Genomic DNA, 398 nt, shown 5'->3' on the forward strand with positions numbered 1-398 from the left:
ACAAAAATCTCTGTGTTTTCAGGAAAATCAGTGGGTGGATTATAAGTTGTGGTATTGCCTACATCTACTCCATTTGCAATATCTGAAGCGCCAGAACTTGTTCCAATAGTAATTAAATACCCTGTAGCGTTTGCAATAGCATTCCAGGTAATATCAGAATCGACAAAAACATCTGTTTCTCCATTAAACGGACTGACTAAACTTGTACATGCTGGAATTAAAACTTCAGTTGTAAAGCTTTCCTCGGCACATCCTATTGCACTTCCTGCTGTATTATATGGTGTAATACTCACAAAAATCTCCGTGTTTTCAGGAAAATCAGTGGGTGGATTATAAGTTGTGGTATTGCCTACATCTACTCCATTTGCAATATCTGAAGCGCCAGAGCTTGTTCCGAT

The 398-nt window shown here is 38.4% G+C and carries 1 protein-coding gene; it reads right to left on the reverse strand.

Translation table 11 applies throughout. The features are described 5' to 3' along the window. Positions 1–398: hypothetical protein (locus OS188_RS14740; RefSeq protein WP_267149613.1), on the reverse strand; the 398-nt coding region annotated here is incomplete at both ends.

The sequence above is a fragment of the Xanthomarina sp. F1114 genome, assembly GCF_026410255.1.
Taxonomy (GTDB): domain Bacteria; phylum Bacteroidota; class Bacteroidia; order Flavobacteriales; family Flavobacteriaceae; genus Xanthomarina.